Here is a 15,267-nt window from a genome sequence, read left to right on the forward strand (position 1 = left end):
TGTTTTAATTATGAAACTGGTATTACAAAGACAGTATTTTTCTTCAGGAACTAATGGAATTTTATTTTTTAATGGTAAGGAAATCTGTAAAACGATTGAACTGTTCTGGAAAGATAACCAAAGAAGAATCTCCTGCATTCCTGAAGGAATATACAAAGTCAGAAAGCGTTTCAGTCCAAAATTCAAATGGCATCTGGAAGTGATGAATGTAAAAAACAGGGATTATATTTTATTCCATCCTGCCAATGATGCTTTGAAGGAGCTGAATGGATGTATTGCTCCGGTATCGGAATTAACCGGAGAAGGAAAAGGAATCCGCTCGCGGATTGCCTTTGAACGATTGAAAGAAATCGTTTTTCCATACCTGGAAAAAGGTTTTGTGATTGAGTTAATCATTAAAAGTTAGTCAATGAAAAAAGTAATAGAAAGAATCCAGGAACCGACTCCGAAATTCTTTAAGATGATAAGAAATATTGGTTTGGCTCTGACAGCTGTCAGTGGAGTTATTGCAACAGCTCCGGTTTCGCTTCCAGCGTTTGTAATAACTGTTGCGGGATATTTGGCAGTTGCTGGCGGAATTGCTTCAGCAATTAGCCAGACGGCTGTTTATCGGGATAATTAATTCATTTTAAGCCATATTATTATGAATTACGTGGATAACTCAACAAAAGTAAGTACGGCATTTGGAATGATGTTAACTATATTTGTCAATATCCAGACCGAAGACCTAATCAAGACAGTTTTATTGGCTGCAGTTGGTGGAGTTTCGAGTTTTATGGCAACCTTACTAGTCAAATTTCTTATCAGAAACATAAAAAGCAAGTTCCAGAAATAAAAGTTGTGGTGACTTTGGAACAAATGAGCCTCTCAAAGATTTGAGAGGCTCTTGTTTTTGACAATATGAGATTAAATTTTGTAATAGTATTTCTGTACGAGAATACCACGAAGCTCTGAAAGTTGTTTCAATTGTTTGGAATAATGTTGTTCGAGTTGATAGACTGCTTTGATGTCCTGCAGTATTTTTCCGTTTTGTTCCATTTTGGAAAAGCTTGGAATAATCCAATTTTGAAGAACTTTTTTGAGTTCTGAAAGTCGAAGCATATCAATTACACTTCCGCAGAGATACGGATGGAAAAATCCGTTTTTCCAAAGGGTGTAAAATATCCAGTACAGGTTTTCTTTTTCGGTTTCGTTCCTGCAATATAGGATAAAACAATTCGGGCAAGGTTCAAAAAGTGGTTTTCCTGCGTTTTTTCCTCTTGATAAAATGAAAATTGAATTTTCAGGCGTTCCTTTTTCGGAATTGTACGTGCGTACTTTGAAATTGAGCATAGTTTTCGATTTAAAAATTGATGCTCCGCCGAAATATTTTGAAAAGAAAACCAAGAAAAAACCGAAAAAAAAGAAAAAAAGAAAGCCGATTGAAAGGGGGCGTGGCGTTCTGTCAAGGTTTTTTGGAAAAAATTTTTGCGTATATTTTATACGAAAAAATCTTTTCCCAAAAACACGAAGTGCTTGACCTTTATAGAACTTAGCGGCTGGATTCAGGAAGCCCCCTAACTTGCTTTGCTTTTTTTATTTTTTGACAGCACAACTTCTTACAGAATTTCTAAGTATGGAAATTAGGGTAGACAAGTCCGCACAAAAAGATGCTTCTCAAAATGGTCAATAAACCATAAATATTTTTTGATAACAAACCGTGACAAGTCGCTGGAAAGATAGCTGTATGACGATAGGAATACTGCTATGTGCGTGAGTGAAAGTGGCTGTATAGCGGAACTATTTTTATTTTTCTCCCAAAAATAGTTCCGCTATATAGCTACTGTAACGATTGGCAAAAGACCAAACGTGTGCATCTTTTTTGTGCATCCTATGAAGATGGGTGGGTGGGAAAAAGCGTTGGCAAGGCGTGGGAGCAAAAGGGCTTTGCCCGTTGCAAGGAAAGCATTTAACATAATCCCAAGTTATAGGCACCAAATGGCATTTGCACGGAGCGGAGCTTTGCGGAGTGGAGGGCAACGTTTCGTAGCTGCCGTGCGTATAACTTTGATTATGTTACTTGCTGCGGAAAAGCGGTGATACTTTTACTTATAGTTAATATTCAAATAACCGGTTTTCAAAAACTCAATTGTTTCTTCAGAAGCATATCTTTTAAGTAGTATTTTGTTATTTAAAAGCTCATTATATAAGGTAGTAATTTCTTGAATATTCAGATTTTTATTTTTATATTCGTATGTAAGAATATGTATTTCAGAGTTATATAAATGGAATTTGGTTATCTGTTGTGATTCTGAAATAGCCCATTCAGAATCAATGAAAATTATATTATCTAAAAGATTTTTTAATTTATTGACTATCAGTTCTTCATCAACATAAGAGACATAATAATGAAGTATATAATTTGCATAGTCTGTCAATAAAATATTATTTAAATAAAATTTTTCATCCTGATATAATTCTTTCAAAAACCTTTCATATTGGTTAAATATTGATGTGAAGAATGTTTTTGCTTTTTCATCATTTGCATAATTACTGAATTGGTCTTTCAGAAAATCTCTATTTTCCAGATTATTACTATACTTATCAAATACAAAGCATTCAGAAATTATTGCTGTTATTTTATCGTCTTCAGTTTCAGTTAAAGAAATTCCCAAAGCTGAATTATACAATTTACTTCTACTAAAGTACTTAATACTCTGTTTAAAAAAATCAAAATTATCGTTGTTTATCCTAATCAAAACATCTTTAACAATTCTTATTTCTTCATCTGAAATGACAGATCTTTTATTTTCTTTCTTCGTTAATTGCCGAACAATTTCAAAATTTATCCATTTATTGAAAAAGGACGATTCATTAGATATTTTTATTAATTCATCAAAATTGAAACTTTGTAAATAGAAAATAATATTACTTATATTTTGTTGCTTGGATAAGATTTCGATAAAGATTGGAAAATTGATTTCATATAAAAACTTGATTAAATTTTCTAATAAGTAATTAAAATGAAATCCTCTATTACTACCTCTTTCAATAGCTTCAATAAGATTGTATACTTTTTCTATATTATTTTGAGAGTATCCCTCCGTATAAGCCGAAAATTTCATTTTTTCATTAATTGGAGCTTCGGGCAAAGCTTTAATATCTAATATAGCTTTAGTAAGAAGTTCCTTAATTTTCTCACAAATGGAGTGTATATTGAAATCTCCATTTTCAATAAATTTATCTATATTAATTTGTAGATAACAATTAATGCTTAAAAATAATAGTATGGATTTTACATCTGCATCTAAAATTCCTTTTTCAAAATAACGACGAGCCGTATATATTAAGTTAGCTACTTTTTTTATATTTTCTTCTTCACTTTCTTGGTAATATAAGGCATTATTAACGCTGTTTCGGATATCTCTGTCAATTTTAGATATTTCTTGATTTCCTTGTTCCAAAATTTCATCTATTGAAAATCTACCTAATTCAGAGATAATCACATCTAATTCCTTGTAAATTGATGGATTTTTATATAAAAAAGCTTTTGTTATTATTTCGGATATTTCCATACTATACAGTCTTGATGGTTTAACTTTTCCCATAAATCGTTGAAAGCATCAACAACAGGTTGCGGATGAGAAACTTCCTGCAATATATGATGACTCTTGCCATAAGAATTCAGAGAAGTACCTAAAGAATAAACTTTAGCTTTTCTTGTTTTGCTGCTCGGAAATATCAAAAATCTATCGTGAAAATCCCAGCCAAATTTAGTGTGCTGAATTCTAAATTCAAGATTTAATCCGTAATTATTGTGGTTAGTATTATCAAGAGCCAACTTATTCTTTTGGATATAGTCATTTACCGATGTAATATCATCTTCATCAAATTCATTTATATAAACTTTTTTTACTTTTCTGTCAAAAGAACCTATAGCTTTGAGCTCAACACCTGCTGTGGATGAAAAATACAGCGTTTTTAGTATATCTTCAGCTGTTAAATACGGATCCTATAGGAATACTCCATTTTCATCATTTTGCTTAATCAGCTTTCTGATATCTTCCAAAGCTTTATCTGAATCTATTTCAATATATTGTTTGAAAGAAAGGGTTTCTTCCAATCTGCGTTTTTCACTATCATAAAGATTATTAGCTATCTGAGTGGTATAGCTTTGTGATTTTTCTTTTGAAGTCTGACTATCTGAACTTACAACTTCAACTTGCTGAGGATTTCCTTTAATTTCAAAAATTCGTGGTTCAGGATTTACAATATTCATTTGAAGCCTAAAATCACGAAAATATGTACCTATGGATGAGTACAGTAATAAACTAGGTTCTTTTCTCCATATTTTTATATGATTCATTCCGTCTAAATTACCTACTTTTAGTATTTGAGTATCCATTTTATTATAATTCTCAATAACTGATGCCAAATAATTCCTATCAAATTCAGATTCTGCCTGTATCAGACAATCCGGCAATTCCTCAAGCTGATTATGCCAAGTGAATTTTAAATCAATTCCGTCCCAAGAAGAAAGTGCTGTAGAGTCTATTTCCAATATTGTTACGGGAAATTGAAAAATAAAATTGCCTATTCTATCTCTTGCTACTGATAAATCAATCGGAACAACCTTCTTTATATCTTCACATATTGTATTAAACTTCTTTAGTTTTTCAATATTCAATAAATCATCTAAGGAATTTTTATTCTCATCAAAAAATTCAATTATGTATGAACCATTATGATAATTATTTTTTAGAATATGATTTAATCTAATTCCTTCATTAGCTGTAATAAATTGTTTGGAAATATATTTCAGCTCCGAAGCATTGTAATTGGATTCTATAGAAGTCCAGCAATTTTTGTTTTTCAAATTTTTAAGCTTAGCTTCTGTTTCATCTAGTGTCAGCCAAAACCTTTTAATTCCAATAAAACTATCTTCGTTTACTTTTATTCGTTCTCCCAATAATTTTTCATTTATTTCGCTATAAGGTTTTTCTTCTAAAACTAATAGCGTGAACAGATTATATATTCTCTTGCTTTTCTTATTGAAAAGAAAAATCTCTGTAACTTCACAGCATTGATAAAAACCCATAATACCTTTTTTCAATAATGAATCCCATTCTTCCATAAAAAAATTAATTATAACCTATCTTGAAAAACACTGATGCTATTTTGCTGTTCGATGTTTTCTTAAGATAATCCTTCAAATATTCGTGCAACTTTTTTGATTTACTCATTTGCTTGAAAAAAAAGCGTGTTTTATAAAGTGTAATCCAATTTGGATCAAATTCTGTATAATCAAACACCTCCATTCCTAAAAGCCATTTATAATACCCATTAATTTGTTTCAATTTTTTTATGGTACTTTCTCCGATTTCCATCTCAAATTTGAATGCTAAATTGAGTAATTCATTTAAATGTGGTAAAACCGGATCTTCTTGCCCACCAAATGCAGCCTTAAATGACCTATAATTTTCAAGAGGAGGCTGGAAATTATCAAGATGTTCTTGTAAAATTTTATTATCAAAATCGATAATGTCAAGCAAGGTTGCTAGATAAAAAACTTCAAAGGAAAATTTTTGTTTTAAAGAATTAATAATTTCATTTTTTATAATATTTTTCTTTTGTTTATTTGTCTTTTCATATAAAGAAACTAGGGCATCTACTCCGTGATTATTACCACAATGATTACATTTATTTAAAGCCATATTCAACAGTAAATAAAATTGTGTATCTGAAATTTCTATCAGAGAATCTTTCTTAAAACAATCTATCAGCTGTTCCAAATAAGAAACGGAATGCCATTTTTTACTTGTAACAAAATAATTAAAGTAATCTAATAGTACTTTATGAAATACTAATCTTCTTTTCCTCTGAATGAAAAATAATATTGATTCAATGTTATGCCAAGCCAATATATTCTCTTTTTTTATAAGATTCAAAGCCTTGATAGCTAGTTTATTTATTGTAGCAGAATCCAAATCCAAAAAAGAACATAGAGTCATAATATTATCAAAATAAGTATTCAGTTCTCTGTGTAAAAAATCATTATTTTCATCAGTTTTCCGAGTAATTTCTCCTTGATTATTATGTCTAAATAAATTAGTGGCGATTTGAAGTATATGCTTTTGCCCATCTTGATTTTCAGATAACTTCAGATTATTAATTTTATATCGCTTAATATGTTGTTTTATTGAATCTTTTTTTGAATGGAAAATTATATTACTGATCCAATAATTATCTATACTACAAATTCTTCCTCCCCTGATCTGGTTCTAATGCATATGACGCTAATATACCTTCCAATGTTGAATCAAAAAGTTTAGTGAAATGGTCATATTCATCACAAATAATATAATTCTCTTTTATGAATTGTTGAAGTTTGGCAAATTCGTTAATTAGAGACCATATTTTGCTATTGGAACTCCAACCTCCTCTTAACTGCATATTATAGTGTTCTATAATACTATTTGAAAGCTCTGTGATTTTTTGAAATGCCCAATTGAAATAAGATTCATCTACTAAAAATTCAGCAAAATTATAATCAATATGTCCTTTTACCTGTAAAGCTATTTCATATAAATCTATTTCATTCAGCTCATCTGAAAGTTTTTCATTTAAAGAATAATTTCTAAAAATATTTTTTAGAAGTGGTGCTATATTTTTCAAATTGTAATTAGCAATGAGATAAATGAAAAATTCTTTATTTTGAATGGCAGAAGGCAATATTTCTTTATATAAACAAATAGCAGAAGAAAGATTTCCAAGCTTATAATGATAATAGGCCATTTTGAGCCTTTCTCTGTTATCAATAGATTTACATTTTTCGAGATTTTCTAAAGCTTTATAAAAATTAAATTTTTCATAATTGCATTTATAGCAATCACATTTTATATTGGAATGATATTCAATTTCTACCTCTTCTCGTGATGTATGCTCATCTAAGTAGTAGATTATGTTTCTTCTTAAATTCCTTAAAGATTCACGTGTTTTCTTTTCATAATCTCTGATTCCTTTAACTTCCACCGGTTCTTTAAAAATAATTTTACCATTCTTCTGTATTTTTACATTTTTGAAAAAATGAACTAATTCAGCATTAACGTTTGAAAGCCGGAATAAATCAGAATAAACTTTTGATTTTTTTGACGTGGAGAATGGATATAAATTTCTCAATATATTTAATGGAATATAACCTAACTCTTTATACGTATCATTAAATATTCTATCCAATGCATCTAATACATTATTTGACAAACTGGATTCAAAACTAAATTTTGAATTGGGTAAAATCTTATAAGATAAGATTTGCTGTCTCTGAAAATTATATGAATTTATTTCATTAAAAAAATCAGCAATATTTTTTATGTAAATAATATTTACTTCCTTGAACCTATTACTTAAAGAAGAATGCAATTTTTTATCTTCTCCGCTTTCGTGCCCAAAATCAGTATGATTAAAAGATATGAAGAATAAGCTTGGAATATTATAGTTTGTACAATAAATTGCTGCACTTCCTATTATTTCCCAGTCGTTTATACTTTTTGTTTTGTTATGAAAAGGAGCCTGTCTTTGTTTTAGCCTCTCAAAACTTTCATTTTTTATTCCTTCAGGAGTGTTAATTTTTATTCCATTTTCTAATATCTTATCAATTGAAGAAAGCTGTTCTTCTAAATGTTGTCTTGGATTATTAAAAAGAACCGGAAGGTTTTCAGAATTTGAAGGATTTTTGTTTATAAAATTTAATTTCCGTTCAATATCTTTTCTCCATTTAATTTTATGTCGTTCCCATTCTTCAATTATATTATTATGCACCAAAAGACTTATTTCTCCTTGATCAATTAAGTTCTTTAAGTGTGTAATATATTTGCTATACGAATTATGGTCTATCAAATGTCTAAGAGAACAAGTATCAATTAATACATACTTCATATGGAATCATTATTTTTTATATAATTTACAGAATATAAGTATTATCATAATTTTGATAATGTTATTTGCTAAGGAAAAGTTGTGTTCATTAAGATAGCCAACTATTTATATACAAGAATTGATCAATTTCATCATTCATTAAAGCATAGGTAAAATAGTGGAGTGGATTTAGAAAGTATAAAAAACTTCTGATAATATCTTTATGGCTGTATTCTTCTATCAAAGAAAAATTTGAATAATATTCTAAAAAATTTCTATCATAATGCGCTACAGATTTATTTCTAATTTTAGGCATTATTTTGTCGTAATCAAATTCATCCTTGAAATCTGCCAATTCTCTGTTTAGCATATCAAAGAAAGTATGAAAAAACTCTTCATAATCCTTTTTTACTGTCTTATAGATTTCTCCTTTAAATTTATAATAGGTATTAATTGTCTCGTAAGCAATCAAATATGCAATTTTAATGTTATAATAATTTTCCCATTCAGATTTAGATCTCTGAAGGTTTCTATAAACACAGAGCCAATCTATATAACTGGTCGTTACAAAACAAAAAAACTCAACTTTGAGTTTATGAGCTTTTGCCAAATTCTTTACATCATCATTATCATTTTTTTAAAATAATTCAGTTTGTGCAATTTCATCAGTACATTTTTTGAGCTCAACCTCATAATGAGAAATTTTTTCATCTACTTCTTTAAAAGTCATTATCTTCATTATCAATTATTTTTTTGTCTTTGCGATTTCAGGTTTTAGGAGTTTAAAGAATTCATTTAATCCTTTGAAATATCCTTCCAAAAATTCTTTACTATTTTGGTCAAAATCCCAAATTTTGTGTTTAGTGTAAGAATACAATTTTGGGGAGAATTTATGTGATGTCCAAAACATTCTAAAACAATCTATAATTCGATAATCATATTGATAACTATTTGTTTTTAATCGCTCATAAATATTTAAAGTCCTACTTTCATCAAAATTAAGTTCTATTGAAATTCTATTGTTTTCAATAATTAGATGAACATTATCAACGAAATCATCGCATCGGCATAACCATTCTTCTCCATCTTGAAAAACAATGAATTTTTTATTCTTTGAAAATGTATTTAACAAATCACATCTATCAAAAGCAAAATCTTTATTAGATTTAATAATAGATATATCAAATTTATTTGTTTTTGTCTTAAAACTTTCTTTTTCAAAATCAGAGCTACTTAAAATACTTCCAATTTCTTCAATTGCATCTTGAAAAATACTGTCATCATCTTTCCCTTTTTTATAATCATTCCAACCGTTTGCTTCGTCATCTGTTCTTCGAAATAAAACACCCATCTCTCTGTTGTGCTTTTGCGAATACTCATAAAGATTCATAGAAGTTACCAATAGATATTTCTCGTTATAAAGACACTTACTGTGTAAATTTGAATGAAATAATAAGTTTAAATTTTCAATCTCATCAAATTTTTCACGTTCTTTCTTTGATAATTCTCCTTCTTTATAAATCAAAGTGATTTCTACGCTCCTTTTCTCTGCTTGTTTTAGAAGGTTAAATATTTTATCTGAAATTTTTATATAAGGACTTATGATAATTAATTCTTTTTCTGACGTTTCAATTATTTTAGGAATCCATTCCAATAATTTTTCTTTGTTGAGAAATTCAGCCATATTATTCTTTTGGTTTTATATCTTACGGTTTTCCGTAATCCACAGTTTTTAGTTTTTCATTCAATTTTTTAATCCGCTTCATCAATTCTTCAAAATCCAAAGATTCTCCGTAAAACATATTTTCCTGCATTGTTTTGTAGTCTTGTTCCCAAAGTGAAATAACTTCATCCGGCGGAATAATATTCAATGTTTTAGGTGTATGTAAATCATAAGAGATTCCTCTTAGTGGTGTATATTTCTTTCGATGCTCTACAATGGTTTCAAATAACTCTTTATTTTCTAAAGCTTCTTTACCATACGGATGATCCATCAGCCTTTCCAAATCATATAAATGCCTGGTCATTCTCAAATGGCGAATCTTATCTTTGGGCTTCAAAAATTCTTCGTGCAGAAGAAGTATTTTTTCCAAAAATGTTCTTGTAGGTATAACTACCGAAACATCAAATGGTTTTATTGCGAACTTCTGTTCCGGGAACACACTTCCAATAATAGATTCAATTGGTCTGGATTCTGCGGGTTCCATTAAGGAACGAGAGCCAATTTCTATCAAAACTCTCTGTGGCAAATAGTCTCCCTGCTCTACAATAGACTGGTATTGTAATTCTATAGTGTGCGGATCGCTGGTATCATCAATTTCATTATTGGTTACCAATTCATATTCTTCATCCGGAATTCCAAGTTCTTTCAACTGAATTTTTAATTCATTAAAAAAATCTGTTATGATAAATTTCCCAGATGCCTTTCTTAATTTTTTGATTTGTGTCTTTGATAATTCGCCATCGAATCCTAAAAATTTCCGGTCAATAGCTAAATCAATATCTTCGGAAAACCTGTCAATTAAATGATATGCTTTACTCAAGGATGTCCCACCTTTGAATACGAAATGTTCTGCAAATCTTGATGAAAAAACCGCTTTGAGTACCATTGTTACCCACCAATCTTTTTCCACAGCTTGAACCGGCAAGCCTAAACGATTGTTAACCTGCTCTAAAATTTCTATCCTTCTCTTTTTCGATAGTTTTAACCACTCATTCATTTGCTTTAATTATTTAAGGATAAAACTTCATTTCGCACCCAAACCGGAGCATTTAAAATTTCTTCTTTTAAAATTTCTACCGGAACTTTCTCCAATGCCTGATTGATTTTTGGTTTAACTTCGTCCGTAATATTCTCTTTTCCTAATTCCTTCAAACCCTGTACAATATTGGACAGGACTTTATTTTTTATTGCCAAATTCTTAGGAGCTGTTTTCTTAAAAGTAATTGTTCTTTTCCCCACTTTGATTTTACGGGGAGCACCGTCTGTAAGATAAATTACATTCATAGGGATTTGAGTAGATATTCCCAATTGCTGTAAAGCATAAATGCCTGTAGGAATAATCCGTATTTTATCTCTTTTCGCAATTGCTTCGGCTATACTTTCTGTAGATGGATACAATATCCCTAATTCTTTATCAATTTTGGGATAGAGGTATATGCCGTGTGCTAATCTTACTAGAAGTTGTTTTTTTTCTAAACGTAGCAATACCTTTTTCACGTTTTCGGCAGTACCAAACTCCGCAAAATCTGAAACAAAAATTATCGCTCCTTTTTTTAAATTTAATATCTTATCTTCTAGCTGACTATGAATAGATTGCATTATTAAAAATACTTATTATTTGTCCCAAATTTAGTGAAAATTTGGGACAGTATTTTATTGTTTAATGAAAATAATATTTTCTTGATAAACTTAAATTTCAATAATAAACCTAATTGGTTTATTAACCAAATTCAGGTTTATTCTGTCCCAAAAATTTACTATAATTGGGACAAAACATTTGCGATATGCTACACATTTTGTAGCATATCGCAAATGAAATATGATCGTATAAACTCCGTTGTAACTCCGAAGAAGCTCCGTTCATTTTCTTTTATCATCTGAAGATTCTTCATACCCAAACAAATTAAACATTTCACGCATTCTTGAACGCAAACGATTGCCGTATTGGGATTCTATCTCTCCCGCAGACAAGTTTGTTGTAAGGTGTGTTATCAAGTCTTTTTCTTTGAATAAATCGTAGCGAGTTAAAAGAATCTCTGCCATAACGTTACAGTCGTTGCCGAAATATTTGGATGAGGTTTCTGTTCCTAAATCGTCAAAGCAAAGATATCTTGGTTTTTGCTGATTATTATACGGAATTCCGTTTGAGTATTTTTCTAATATTTCGTAGCCTTCCCGCATAAATTCTGAAACAATATGACGGGTTGATACAATCCCGTATTTTGCTGCAGGGAAATTGCAGTATCTCAAGATTTTGAATAGTGTTGTTTTTCCGCATCCGATAGGACCAGATAATAAAATTCCTTTGTTGAGGTCAAAGTTCATTTCTTTTGCTACCAAATCATCTTTCAACATCCAGGCAATCAAGGCGAAAATAATTCCTTTTTCGGATTCTGAAATAACATATTCTTTGCCGATAAATTTTGATGCTTTCTTTCGGAACCAAGGAATGATTTTGTTATAATCATAACGGCTCTCGATAGCTTTTTCCGGTAGTTGCATTGAGATTGGTATTTTTTGTTGTGGTGAGATTCTTCTCTACGCTCTGAATGACAGATGAAGAACTAAATTTTTTGGAATTCAAGAGCCAGTTTCTTGCGGCTGCCTGCCAGTTTTTCATTTTGGATTTTCCGCCTACCAGCCAACCGTTACTCTCGTAATGATTGAAAAATTTTTCAGCTTCTTCTAATGATGCTTCTTTTTCTGCGAAATACATTTGGATTTCGGGAATGTGTGGCGGGCAGAAATTAGTTGTCGGTTGATGGTTGTTTGTTGATAGAGACTCTTCATTGGGCTGCTCTTCTTCATTAGGAATGACAAAACCTTGTTCAAATAATGAATTACTTTCGGGTGGGGTTACAATAGTTTTATTGTTTGATATGTTTGTATTGTTTATAGAAGGTATTAATGCTTGTCTATTAGATGTATCGTTTTTGATATGGTGCTGGTCTAATGCTTGTTCGGAGGTTGTTTGTTTTTTGTTATGCTTCTTATTCAAATTCTTAACATCTGAATTTTCAAAGTTGTAGAGATTTACCAAGCTGCCTTTGTATGGATTGAAAGAGGGAATGTATTCGATATAACCAAAATTCTGTAATTCTTTGATGCATTTGTGATAAGTCCCAAATGCTGATATTTTGCTTAACCTCATCATTTCGTTTCGGGAAATGCTGATAGGGTTCTGAAAATGATTTAGATTCCAAAACTGAAACAATGCAAGATACAAACTGATATGTGTCGGATTCAGGCGTTCGTCCAGTTGGATCTTGTCATAAAAACCTGTAAGATGTCGAATATAGTTCATAACAAGCTATTTTTGATTCAACATTTTTTCTATGTCTTGATAGTTGTAATACAATGTGCCTCCAACTCTGGAATAACGAAGTGTGCCATTTACACGAAGGTTTTGTAATGTTCCAGAGGAAATTTTCAAAAGTTCTTTGACTTCTGAGGAACGAAGCCATAATTTCTGCTCCGAAGTTTTGATGTGAAACAGATTTTTAATCTCTTCCAATAATTCATCTTTGAATTCCTGAAGGTCTTCTTTGGTAATAATGCTTACTGCCATAATTTTTTTATATTAAAGATTATGGTTTCAAAATTGTGTGTTTTGAATGGAACTTTTTCAGAAGGTTTACAGAAGTTCTGAAAGATTTTGGTTGAAAAAAGTATAAAATCTATTGTTTATGGCGTTTCGTCCACATCATCCATTTTTCTGGTAAGGACTTCTTTCAGTAAATCCAGAAATTTTGTTCTTGCATTTTTTCTTTCGCGCAATTCGAGGAAACTTCTGTGGTATTGTCCAAGATCTATATTAAACATTTTCTCAAACAAATCTACTGTTGCATTGAGTTCTAATTGTCCGTGATTAAAGACTCCGGCAGCATTTAATGCATACAATAATTCTATCAAAGAAACTTTTGTTCCCGTCCAATAAACTGCTGATTTTGGCAGAACTTCTGACTGACTTCTGTTTTCTTTTCTATCCAGATTGAACAGCTGGTCTTCCAAGTATACCTGAATAAGATCGTTTGCGAGAATCTTTGCCACTTTAAAATCGTGAGAAGTACAAAAATCCAAATCGGCTTCGAAATAGAAACTGTCTAAACTCTGCTTAATATCAAATGTTCCCCGCAAAAAATATTTGTAGTCCAGATAGGTGCTTCCTGTTCTGTAATATTTGTAGAAATCCAAATTATTATCAAAAAAACGCTTAAGCTTTGTCAACTCATTGTTATAATATTTTTTTACAATACGTAGTCCTCCGTACGGTTTTTTAGTTTCAATTTTATAAATGGTGTTATAGTATATTCTTTTGGAGGTAAATTGTGGTTTGACCTCTTTAAAAAACGAAATTTCTTCCTGCTGCGATCTGAAATTGTATTTTGAAACAAGCTTTTTTAGTTTACCTATGGATTCTATACAAATTTCTAATGCCTTCTCACTTTTATACACCATATTGTCGGTTTCCAAATCTATAAAATGGAGCTGTTCGATAAGATTTTGCAATAATGTATTTGTACGGTTTATCATTTTTACTTTATTAAAAAAGGAGGCTTTTCGCCTCCTCATATTACACAACAAACATCTTCTTCCACTTTGCCACCGTATTTCTACTCAGACTAAAATGAATCGCTAACTGGCTATTATTAAGTTTGTGTTTTTTCTGATAATCTAATATCTTCAAAATATCAGACTTGCCATAAGAGCGATGTTTTTGGCTGTATAATTCGGTTTCTTTATCAACCCCAAAGATTTGTTTATTAATTTTGATAATGTCTATTGATGTAAGATTACCTTTTTGCAACAACGGAAGGCAATCTTCTATTTTTTGTGGAAATTTATATTCAAGAATGTCAGCAAATATCCGTTTGTAATCAATATTTATATTTTTCATTATGATTATTTAATTTGAATCTTTTTCGGGGAAATGGTTTTTTATTTTGGTTATAAGATTGGATACCAGATACCCGCGGTTGTTGTCATTGTTTTGATAGAAAATATTTCTCACTGCAAAACCAAAAACATATTCCGTAATTGTAATATCTGTTACTTTTTCGTTTTCTATCATAAAAGCAATCTCATCTTTTCATATTATTTTCCTAGAAAGAGAATAGAACAAAATATTGCTATCAGAAAATTGCAGAGGTTTTCCCAGTTTTCTATGGATATCTTCTACTGTTTTTCCCAGATATTCTTTTAGGTATTTTTGAAGTTTTTGTATTTGTCTATCCATTTGTAAAGAGTAGTTTTGGGAATACCGTATTGTTCGATCACTTGATTTTTGGTCATTTCTCCATTCTCCATCCGTTCCAGAATAAAATCTATGATTTCTTTGGTATAAATATTTTTACGAAATTGAGGCAATGCAGATTTTTTAGATTTTATTTTATCATTTTCTGTACGTGCCGAAGGCGGGGCATATAAAATAAGATGCTGTGTATAAACCCTGAAAAAATCATAATCAAGAAGTTTGCTCCATTTTAGAAGCAGTTCCGTATCAAGACTTTTACTTTCATACATTTCAGAAATATGTTCTTCTGAACATTTTAGAAAATTACAAATACGGGATATTTCTATCCCGCTTTCTGTAACTTTGGTTTTCATCATTTGTCCAATATGGATGTCTTTGAAAATCATTGTTTTTTTTA

The 15,267-nt window shown here is 30.3% G+C and carries 17 protein-coding genes and 1 pseudogene; 2 read left to right on the forward strand and 16 right to left on the reverse strand.

The annotated features are described in order from the left end of the window. Positions 1-10: 10 nt before the first annotated feature. Positions 11-406: a DUF5675 family protein gene (locus tag G6R40_RS06340; protein ID WP_165133143.1), complete on the forward strand. Its 396-nt coding sequence runs from the start codon at positions 11-13 to the stop codon at positions 404-406. A 3-nt stretch (positions 407-409) separates the two neighbouring features. Further along, a complete protein-coding gene (locus G6R40_RS06345) occupies positions 410-622 on the forward strand; it encodes a hypothetical protein (RefSeq protein WP_165133146.1) in 213 nt (70 codons plus the stop codon). Positions 623-906: 284 nt separating this feature from the next. Here G6R40_RS06345 and G6R40_RS06350 read toward each other — a convergent pair whose 3' ends face one another. The 16 genes and pseudogenes from G6R40_RS06350 to G6R40_RS06430 all read right to left on the reverse strand — a co-directional run bounded on the left by G6R40_RS06350 (position 907) and on the right by G6R40_RS06430 (position 15,256). Beyond that, entirely contained in the window at positions 907-1,332 is a 426-nt protein-coding gene (locus G6R40_RS06350) for a DUF6943 family protein (RefSeq protein WP_165133149.1), read from the reverse strand. A gap of 752 nt (positions 1,333-2,084) precedes the next feature. Then, positions 2,085-3,554 (reverse strand): hypothetical protein, encoded by a 1,470-nt coding sequence (locus G6R40_RS06355; RefSeq protein ID WP_165133152.1) that lies wholly within the window; start codon positions 3,552-3,554, stop codon positions 2,085-2,087. Beyond that, positions 3,536-5,113, reverse strand: a pseudogene (locus tag G6R40_RS06365) (VPA1262 family N-terminal domain-containing protein). The gene G6R40_RS06355 and the pseudogene G6R40_RS06365 overlap by 19 nt, the downstream one beginning before the upstream one ends. 7 nt (positions 5,114-5,120) lie before the next feature. Then, positions 5,121-5,966 carry a hypothetical protein gene (locus G6R40_RS06370; protein ID WP_228455935.1) on the reverse strand — a complete coding sequence of 282 codons (846 nt, stop codon included), beginning with the start codon at positions 5,964-5,966 and terminating at the stop codon, positions 5,121-5,123. A gap of 265 nt (positions 5,967-6,231) precedes the next feature. Beyond that, a complete protein-coding gene (locus G6R40_RS06375; RefSeq protein WP_165133164.1) occupies positions 6,232-7,914 on the reverse strand; it encodes a PIN domain-containing protein in 1,683 nt (560 codons plus the stop codon). 88 nt (positions 7,915-8,002) lie between these two features. Further along, positions 8,003-8,503 (reverse strand): hypothetical protein, encoded by a 501-nt coding sequence (locus G6R40_RS06380; protein ID WP_165133167.1) that lies wholly within the window; start codon positions 8,501-8,503, stop codon positions 8,003-8,005. Positions 8,504-8,638: 135 nt separating this feature from the next. After that, positions 8,639-9,577 (reverse strand): phospholipase D family protein, encoded by a 939-nt coding sequence (locus tag G6R40_RS06385; RefSeq protein WP_165133170.1) that lies wholly within the window; start codon positions 9,575-9,577, stop codon positions 8,639-8,641. Positions 9,578-9,599: 22 nt separating this feature from the next. Then, positions 9,600-10,613, reverse strand: coding sequence for a nucleotidyl transferase AbiEii/AbiGii toxin family protein (locus tag G6R40_RS06390; RefSeq protein WP_165133172.1), 1,014 nt, complete (start codon positions 10,611-10,613; stop codon positions 9,600-9,602). A gap of 5 nt (positions 10,614-10,618) precedes the next feature. Continuing rightward, positions 10,619-11,215, reverse strand: coding sequence for a DUF6088 family protein (locus tag G6R40_RS06395; RefSeq protein ID WP_165133174.1), 597 nt, complete (start codon positions 11,213-11,215; stop codon positions 10,619-10,621). A 261-nt stretch (positions 11,216-11,476) separates the two neighbouring features. Then, positions 11,477-12,118, reverse strand: coding sequence for an AAA family ATPase (locus G6R40_RS06400; protein WP_165133176.1), 642 nt, complete (start codon positions 12,116-12,118; stop codon positions 11,477-11,479). Beyond that, positions 12,081-12,920, reverse strand: coding sequence for a transcriptional regulator (locus tag G6R40_RS06405; RefSeq protein ID WP_165133177.1), 840 nt, complete (start codon positions 12,918-12,920; stop codon positions 12,081-12,083). The genes G6R40_RS06400 and G6R40_RS06405 overlap by 38 nt, the downstream gene beginning before the upstream one ends. Positions 12,921-12,926: 6 nt before the next feature. Further along, complete coding sequence (locus G6R40_RS06410) at positions 12,927-13,184, reverse strand: helix-turn-helix domain-containing protein (RefSeq protein WP_165133179.1); 258 nt, start codon at positions 13,182-13,184, stop codon at positions 12,927-12,929. A 116-nt stretch (positions 13,185-13,300) separates the two neighbouring features. Then, on the reverse strand, positions 13,301-14,149 hold the full coding sequence (locus G6R40_RS06415; protein WP_165133181.1) for an RteC domain-containing protein: 849 nt from the start codon (positions 14,147-14,149) through the stop codon (positions 13,301-13,303). Between the two features lie 40 nt (positions 14,150-14,189). After that, the gene (locus G6R40_RS06420) at positions 14,190-14,513 is read right to left on the reverse strand and encodes a helix-turn-helix domain-containing protein (RefSeq protein WP_165133183.1); all 324 of its coding nucleotides are present in this window, start codon (positions 14,511-14,513) and stop codon (positions 14,190-14,192) included. A gap of 9 nt (positions 14,514-14,522) precedes the next feature. Further along, on the reverse strand, positions 14,523-14,687 hold the full coding sequence (locus tag G6R40_RS06425) for a hypothetical protein (RefSeq protein ID WP_165133185.1): 165 nt from the start codon (positions 14,685-14,687) through the stop codon (positions 14,523-14,525). A 128-nt stretch (positions 14,688-14,815) separates the two neighbouring features. Then, on the reverse strand, positions 14,816-15,256 hold the full coding sequence (locus G6R40_RS06430) for a helix-turn-helix domain-containing protein (protein ID WP_165133187.1): 441 nt from the start codon (positions 15,254-15,256) through the stop codon (positions 14,816-14,818). Between the last annotated feature and the right edge of the window lie 11 nt (positions 15,257-15,267).

Origin of the sequence: Chryseobacterium sp. POL2 (assembly GCF_011058315.1) — a bacterium.
Lineage (GTDB): Bacteria > Bacteroidota > Bacteroidia > Flavobacteriales > Weeksellaceae > Soonwooa.